General features: G+C 33.0%; 7 protein-coding genes. 2 read left to right on the plus strand and 5 right to left on the minus strand.

Annotated features, from left to right (window positions below; all coding sequences use genetic code 11):
- Positions 1-247 precede the first annotated feature (247 nt).
- A complete protein-coding gene (gene yidD, locus L6Q46_RS10950) occupies positions 248-505 on the plus strand; it encodes a membrane protein insertion efficiency factor YidD (RefSeq protein WP_291284335.1) in 258 nt (85 codons plus the stop codon).
- A 232-nt stretch (positions 506-737) separates the two neighbouring features.
- Entirely contained in the window at positions 738-1670 is a 933-nt protein-coding gene (gene lgt, locus L6Q46_RS10955; protein WP_291284336.1) for a prolipoprotein diacylglyceryl transferase, read from the plus strand.
- Positions 1671-1717: 47 nt separating this feature from the next.
- Here lgt and L6Q46_RS10960 read toward each other — a convergent pair whose 3' ends face one another.
- The 5 genes from L6Q46_RS10960 to L6Q46_RS10980 form a co-directional block, all read right to left on the minus strand.
- Positions 1718-2179, minus strand: coding sequence for a hypothetical protein (locus L6Q46_RS10960; protein ID WP_291284337.1), 462 nt, complete (start codon positions 2177-2179; stop codon positions 1718-1720).
- A gap of 82 nt (positions 2180-2261) precedes the next feature.
- Positions 2262-5183 (minus strand): protein translocase subunit SecDF, encoded by a 2922-nt coding sequence (secDF, locus tag L6Q46_RS10965; RefSeq protein WP_291284338.1) that lies wholly within the window; start codon positions 5181-5183, stop codon positions 2262-2264.
- A 301-nt stretch (positions 5184-5484) separates the two neighbouring features.
- The gene (mdh, locus tag L6Q46_RS10970; protein WP_111566722.1) at positions 5485-6417 is read right to left on the minus strand and encodes a malate dehydrogenase; all 933 of its coding nucleotides are present in this window, start codon (positions 6415-6417) and stop codon (positions 5485-5487) included.
- A 27-nt stretch (positions 6418-6444) separates the two neighbouring features.
- A complete protein-coding gene (locus L6Q46_RS10975; RefSeq protein ID WP_291284340.1) occupies positions 6445-7452 on the minus strand; it encodes a DUF6588 family protein in 1008 nt (335 codons plus the stop codon).
- Positions 7445-8027, minus strand: a 583-nt coding sequence (locus tag L6Q46_RS10980) for a toprim domain-containing protein (RefSeq protein ID WP_291284339.1), incomplete at its 5' end; no start/stop codon positions are given. The genes L6Q46_RS10975 and L6Q46_RS10980, both read right to left, overlap by 8 nt.

Raw genomic sequence — 8027 nt, forward strand, 5'->3', positions numbered from 1 at the left:
GTTGAAATGTTAATCGGTATGCGAAACGAAGCTAGAGCGAATAAAAACTTTGCTTTATCAGACCAAATTCGTGATCAGTTATTAGCTTTAGGCATTCAATTAAAAGACGGAAAAGAAGGAACTAGTTTCACCTTTTAATAATACATTTTGTCATTCTGAACTTGTTTCAGAATCTCAATTATACATTTATGAGAAGCTGAAACGAGTTCAGCTTGACAGAGATAGCTGTTCTTTTTAATTAATAATTATGTGTAGCCAACACCAATCGCAATATCCAAAAACGCTAAAACAATGGGTGATTTATCCGTTTGTTTTATTGGTGCGATTTTATCAGGTTGGTATCTCTCCTTTTACACCTGCTACTTGCCGTTTTGAACCTACATGTTCTACATATACCATTCAAGCTTTGCAAAAACATGGGTTGTTTAAAGGTGGTTGGTTGGCTTTGAAACGTATTTTCAGTTGTCATCCTTGGGGAAGAAGTGGTTATGATCCGGTGCCTTGATTTTTACACAGAGATGCACAGAGTTTTTTTTGATTCTGATTGTGTTTAAAAGAGACACACGGAGCGTTTTGCTCTTCTGATTTTTAAAATTATTTAAATTTCTTTAATCTGTATTCCAAAAATTGAATTTTGAACTTGAAGTTGCTCTTGTTCTTGAAAATTTCTTATCGGAATTTTAACAAGTTTACCAATAATAATATTTATTTTTACGCTTTAATCAGAAACAAAAATTATGATTCACGCACTCAATATGGTTTGGAATCCTTCGGAAGGGATTGATTTAGGATTTTTCATGTTACGTTTTTATAGTCTTTCTTGGGTATTGGCTTTTGGATTAGGCTGGTACGTAATGAAACCTATTTTCATAAGAGAAAACGAATCGGTAGAATCTTTAGATAAGTTATTTGTTTACACTTTGGTAGCCACTATGTTGGGAGCTCGATTGGGACACGTAATTTTTTATCAATCCGAATTATTTCACCAAGACCCGTTGAGTATTTTATTACCAATTAGCACTAAACCTACACTACATTTCACTGGTTTTGCTGGATTAGCGAGTCATGGAGCAGCAATTTCTATTATTCTAACCATGTTTTATATCCAAAGAAGAGTCATTAAACGTTCTTTTTTGTGGATTTTAGACCGAATAGTCATTCCGGTTTCTTTAGGTGCAATTTTTATTCGTTTAGGAAATTTCTTTAACTCAGAAATAGTAGGAACTGAAACTACATCCGCTTTCGGAATTAAATTCTTGAGAGACAAATATAGCGCAAGTGATGCAATGGAGAAAACACAGATTGGAGATGTTAAAGAAGCTTATAAAGCCATTGAAACTAATCCTCAGTTTGCAGAATTATTAGCCGACGTAACACCAAAACATCCGGCACAATTATACGAAGCTATCTGTTATGTTTTTGTTTTCGCTATTCTAATATTTTTATATTGGAAAACCGAAGCAAGAAACAAAGCAGGTTACTTATTTGGATTGTTCTTAATACTACTTTGGTCGATTCGTTTTGTAGTGGAATTTGTAAAAGAAAGTCAAGGTGGTTTTGAGCAATATCCAATTTTTAATGCGCTTTCAACAGGTCAATGGTTAAGTATTCCGTTTATATTTATTGGATTTTACTTTGTTTGGAAAGCAAAAGAAGTTAAAGAAGCTTAATGAAATAATACATACAAAAAGGCGGTTAGAAATTCTAACCGCCTTTTTTATTTTTGCTTTTCAATTACAATCCCAACACCGAGAACATTCGGTAAATAAGGCCCAGTAAATTTACTTTTGACAGCCACTTTATATTTTCCTTTTTCTAGATTTTGAAATGTTTTTATGGTTTGAAACACATCGCAAATATCACCTGTACAATCACCAATATCTTTTCCTGACTCATCAATTAATTTCATAGCAACAGAAAGTACTTCCGACTTACCATCAGGAGATGTAATTTCAACTTCTAAAGGCACTTCTTTAAATTGAAACCCACTGATATGACCGAAATGTAATTTCAAGTCACAAACGGCTTCCGATTGCGTATTTTCGAATTCAAATACTCTAACATCAGTTGCATCCCAACGATTATTATCAAAACTGGAATCAAAATCATCATGAATTTTACTCTTATTACATGACAAGAACGTAAACAATAAAGTAATTAGAACAAATTTAGCTTTCATAGGTTTCAAATTTAGAAATATAAATATATAAAAAAAGTCCTGATTTGCATCAGGACTTTTCTATATAATATAGACTAATTACTTAGTCTTCTTTTTTGAATTCAGCCATTTTACGACCTTCTTTTTCACCAATTGTATCTTGCATCACTGGAGTTGCAATAAATAAAGATGAATAAGTTCCTACTAAGATACCTACTAAGATAGCAAATACGAAACCTCTAATAGTTTCACCTCCAAAAATGAAGATAGCCACTAATACTACTAATGTTGTAGCAGAAGTATTGATTGTTCTACTTAATGTAGTATTTAATGCTTTATTTACTAATCCTTTGAAATCTGGTGATGAGTTGTAATCTAAGTATTCACGCACTCTATCAAATACAATTACCGTATCATTCAACGAGTATCCAATTACCGTTAAGATTGCTGCAATAAATGCTTGGTCAATCTCCATGTTGAATGGTAAAATTGTATAGAAGAATGAGAAGATACCCAATACGATTATCGTATCGTGTGCAACCGCAATTACAGCTGAGAAACCAAACTGCCATTTACGGAAACTAATCATTAAGTAAACGAATACCACAAATAACGAACCTAAAACTGCCCATAAAGAGTTTGTCTTAATATCTTTAGAAATAGTTCCTGTTACTTTAGCAGAAGACAAAATACCAATTTTTTTACCTTCATATAAGTTAGCAAACTTATCATAAGTTAAATCAGCTGGTAAATATTTCTTTAAACCTTCGTATAATTTTTGGTTTACTTCTTTATCTACTCCTTCACCTTCTTCGTCAACTTTATATTTAGTAGTAATTTTTAACTGATCGTTTCCACCATAAACTTTTGCTTCAGCACTTCCAAAAACAGCTACTAAATCAGCCGTTACTTCTGGAGCAGAAACAGCTTTATCAAAACGTACTTGATATGTTCTACCTCCAACAAAATCCACACCTTGATTTAATCCTTTTGTTGCTAAAGAGAAAATACTCAATGCTACTAAAATACCTGAAACTACATAAGCAATTTTCTTCTTACCTAAGAAATCGATATTTAAATCTTTAAACCAAGTTTTAGTTAATGAAGTTGAATAAGCTAATTTTTCATTTCTGCTTAAACTCCAATCTAAGAACATTCTTGTTACAAAAACTGCAGTAATTACAGAAGTAAAAATACCAATTAATAACGTTGTAGCAAAACCTTGAATTGGTCCTGTACCAAATACTAATAAGATGATAGCCGTAATTGCTGTGGTAACGTTAGCATCAATGATAGATGACATCGCACCTTTCCAAGTAAAAGCGTAATCTGTAGCTTCTTGTACTGATTTACCATTATCTAATTCTTCTTTTGCTCTTTCAAAAATGATTACGTTAGCATCTACCGCCATACCGATTGTTAATACGATACCTGCAATACCTGGTAATGTTAATACAGCGCCAAAACTTGCTAAAGTTCCAAAAATGAATAAGATGTTTACTAATAAAGCTAAGTTAGCATAGAAACCAGTTTTACCATAGTAAACTACCATCCATAATAACACTAAACCAAATCCAATAACAAATGATAACATACCATTATCAATAGCTTCTTGTCCTAATGATGGTCCTACAACTTCAGATTGTACAATTTCTGCAGCAGCTGGTAATTTACCTGCTCTTAAGATGTTTGCTAAGTCTTTTGTTTCTTCAATTGTGAAGTTTCCAGAAATTTCTGATTGACCTCCAGTAATTGCTCCTTTACTTACACCAGGTGCAGAGTAAACGATATTATCTAATACAATTGCAATAGCATTTCCTTGTTGTGAAACTGCTCCTGTAATTTGCTCCCATTTTCTAGCACCATTTCCATTCATTTGCATAGAAACAGCTGGTTTACCTAATTGATCAAAAGTATCTCTTGCATCAACAATTACACCACCACTTAAAGGAGCTACATTATCTCTTGTTCCTTTTAATGCATATAAATCTGTAACATCTGGAGTTTTAGCGTTTGTTTTACCCCAAGCAAATCTAACATTTGATAAATTAGCTGGTAATAAAGCTTTAATATCAGCTCTTTTTAAGTAAGCATTAATAGTTGCTGTATCTTTAGTTGCGAAAGTTCCAATGAAAGGTGAACCTTGCATCCCTGGAGCAACCATTTTACCTAAGAACGGACTATTAGCTGCAGCAGTTGTGTCAGCTTTGTCTGTTAATAAAGAATCGATTCCTGAAGTTTTTACAGGTGCTGCTTTAACAGCAACTTCTGTTTTCTTTAATGCCTCTTCAACAGACATTAAATATTGACCTACTTCTTCGATTTTATAAGTTTCCCAAAACTCTAATTGAGCTGTACTTTGTAATAATTTCTTAATACGATCTACATCCTTAGCTCCTGGTAATTCTACCAAAATTCTGCCAGAATTTCCTAATAATTGAATATTAGGTTGAGTAACTCCAAATTTATCGATACGCTCTCTTAATACTTTGAAAGCACTTTCTACTGATTCTTGAACTTTTTGTTTGATGATTGGCTCAACTTGTTTGTTAGTCATATCAAACTTAATAACTTCATCTAAGTTTCTGTTTCCAAAAACATCAGCAGCAGCTAATTTTACATCAGCAGCATTAGCAGCATCAAAGAAAGCATCAATATAATCTTGATTTCCTTGTTGGTTTGCCTTTGCATCAGCCAATGCTTTGTTAAAAGCTGGATTCTTTGAATCATTAGCCAATCCTTTCAAAACATCTTTAACCGAAATTTGAAGAATAACGTTTAATCCTCCTTCTAAGTCAAGACCTTTGTTGATTTGGTTATTAGTAACTTCTTTGTAAGTATGCCCTAAGTATACTTTTTCTTTACCGATAGAATCTAAATAGCGTAATTCTTTAGCAGTATCTCCTTTTGCAAATGCTTTTGCATCAGAAACAATACTATTCGCTACGAAAGTAAAAGAAAGCTGGTATACACATACCAAAGCAAAGATAATTGCGAAAAATTTAATAAGTCCTCTATTCTGCATTATTCTAAAATTTATTTATTCTATTTTATAAAAACGGACAAATATATAATTTACAATAGGATTTAGCAATTTTATTTTCGATTAAAGCAACCTTTTTACCTAAGTTTCACTACAAAAACACATTATTCCTTAAAAATGAAACACTTGCACCTACAAAAAGTATTTCACAATACGAAAAATATTGTTGAAAACTCCAAATTTCAGAACCAAAAGATATTTTTAAATACCCTATCAAAAATAGTAATAACAAAAAAAAACTGCCAATTTCTTGACAGTTTTTCAATTTTATTTTGATGTAAAATTACAATACTGATTTCAAATCGGCGTTCATGTTACGAACTGCATCTGCACTCTTAGCAAACAATGCTTTTTCAGCATCATTTAATTGTACGTCAACGATTTTCTCAACACCGTTTTTACCAATAATACATGGAACTCCCATACAAATATCTTCTTGTCCGTACTCACCTTCTAAGAAAACTGAACATGGAATCATACGTTTTTGATCGTTTAAGATACTGTCCACTAAATACGCCACAGAAGCTCCTGGTGCATACCAAGCAGATGTTCCTAATAAACCTGTTAAAGTAGCACCACCTACCATAGTATCAGCAGCTACTTTGTCTAACTCAGCTTGAGATAAAAAATTAGAAACTGGAACACCATTGTAAGATGCTAAACGCGTTAATGGAATCATAGTAGTATCACCGTGACCTCCAATTACCATACCTTGAACATCATTAGCTGGTTTATCTAATGCTTTTGATAAGAAATATTTGAAACGTGAGCTATCTAAAGCACCTCCCATACCAATTACTCTATGCTTAGGTAATCCTGTTGCTTTTAATGTTAAATACGTCATAGTATCCATTGGATTTGACACTACTACAATAATTGCGTTTGGAGAATGAGTTAATACGTTATCAGCAACCGATTTAACGATTCCTGCATTGATTCCGATTAATTCTTCACGAGTCATTCCTGGTTTTCTTGGAATTCCTGATGTAATAACTACTACATCACTTCCAGCAGTTTTTGAATAATCTCCTGTTGTTCCGCTTAATTGTGTGTTGAATACAGTTGTTGTAGCACATTGCATAATATCCATCGCTTTACCTTCTGCAAAACCTTCTTTGATGTCTACTAATACTACTTCGCTTGCGATTCCTCTGTACGAAATAACATCTGCACATGTTGCACCTACGTTACCCGCACCTACTATTGTTACTTTCATTTTGTTGTGTATATTAAAATTGTTAAATTAAAATTGATATTGAACTCCAATATTTCCGTTGACAAATTTACCAAAAGCAATTGAACTTTGCAGATAAAATTTGCTTATTTGATATCTACCCGAAATTTCTCCTAAAACATTAGTTTTATCCTTTGCTATTCGCTTTAAAAGATCATTAATTACATTTTGCACTGGAAATATTTCTTCAATAGAACCTTTATCGCCACTTACCACATATTCAAACGAACTATGATTTACAATAAAATTCCCTATTAATTCAAAACGTTTAAATTCTTTAGAAGCACTCAATTGAAAATGATAAGTATCCACCAAACCATTCAAATTGTTAATTCCTAAATTTCCGTAAGCAGTATTAATATCCAAAAAATCAAAACTAATATCTTCTTTTGAATAGATAGTTGCCGCCGCAAAATGGATGTTTTTAGCTTCTACTTTTGGAAAATATTGACTAAAATTATGTTTTAATCCAAAGCCATAAACTTGGTAATCACCTCTCTTCAACTTAGTTTTAGTTGAATATCGAGCGATAAATTCAAATCCGTAAGGTAATTCTATACCTCCTTGTAAATAAGGATAAATCACCGTTTCTTGATTAATTCCTTCGGGAGTTTTGAAACGAACCTGTTCTCCTCCTAATTCACCAACCAAATAAACCTGATTATCATTTCCTAAAGCCGTTGGAACTGTAGCCGAAGTTGCACCTTCAATCTCGAAAAACTGAAAATCAGAATTTTGAATTTGAAAGCTTCTATCTGCTTTTGGAACGAAGAAAACATTAGTATGCAATCCTAAAACCACATCCCATTTTTTTCGTTTCTTAGGCAACATCACCCAAGCTGCAGAGGCTTGATAAACCGCTGCATCTGTGGCAGGAACTATATATTGCTCTGAATACAAAAGGGCATCTGAAAGCAGATACCCTATTTGTTCTAAATCTGTAGATGATTGCCCCTTCACTTTTTGCGTAAAAAAGAAAGCAGCAAACAATCCTATTATTATACCCGATTTACGCATCAATTTTTGCGTAAGCGGCGTTTTTCTCGATAAATTCTCTACGAGGTGGCACTTCATCACCCATTAACATTGAGAAAACTCTATCAGCTTCTGTTAAACTATCAATAGTTACTTGGCGTAAAGTTCTATAATTTGGATTTAATGTTGTTTCCCATAACTGCTCAGCGTTCATCTCTCCAAGACCTTTATAACGTTGAATTGCAGCACTTCCACCCATTCTTTCGTTAGCTAAATCTCGTTGATCATCGTTCCAAGCATATTCTTTTTTGTTTCCTTTTTTAACCAAATATAAAGGTGGTGTTGCAATATACACGTGACCGCCTTCGATTAATTCTTTCATAAATCTAAAGAAGAATGTCAGAATTAATGTTGAAATGTGAGAACCATCGACATCGGCATCACACATAATCACTACTTTGTGGTAACGTAACTTAGAAAGATTTAGAGCCTTACTATCTTCTTCGGTACCAATTGTAACTCCTAAAGCGGTGAAAATATTACGAATCTCTTCGTTTTCAAACACCTTATGTTGCATTGCTTTTTCAACATTCAAAATCTTACCTCTTAATGGTAAA

Origin of the sequence: Flavobacterium sp. (assembly GCF_023151265.1) — a bacterium.
GTDB lineage: Bacteria > Bacteroidota > Bacteroidia > Flavobacteriales > Flavobacteriaceae > Flavobacterium.

What these genes read in the sequence shown, in the direction of transcription:
- yidD (WP_291284335.1), top strand. Translation starts at nt 248, where the DNA reads ATGTGTAGCCAACACCAATCGCAATATCCAAAAACGCTAAAACAATGG.
- lgt (WP_291284336.1), top strand. Translation starts at nt 738, where the DNA reads ATGATTCACGCACTCAATATGGTTTGGAATCCTTCGGAAGGGATTGAT.
- L6Q46_RS10960 (WP_291284337.1), bottom strand. Translation starts at nt 2,179, where the DNA reads ATGAAAGCTAAATTTGTTCTAATTACTTTATTGTTTACGTTCTTGTCA.
- secDF (WP_291284338.1), bottom strand. Translation starts at nt 5,183, where the DNA reads ATGCAGAATAGAGGACTTATTAAATTTTTCGCAATTATCTTTGCTTTG.
- mdh (WP_111566722.1), bottom strand. Translation starts at nt 6,417, where the DNA reads ATGAAAGTAACAATAGTAGGTGCGGGTAACGTAGGTGCAACATGTGCA.
- L6Q46_RS10975 (WP_291284340.1), bottom strand. Translation starts at nt 7,452, where the DNA reads ATGCGTAAATCGGGTATAATAATAGGATTGTTTGCTGCTTTCTTTTTT.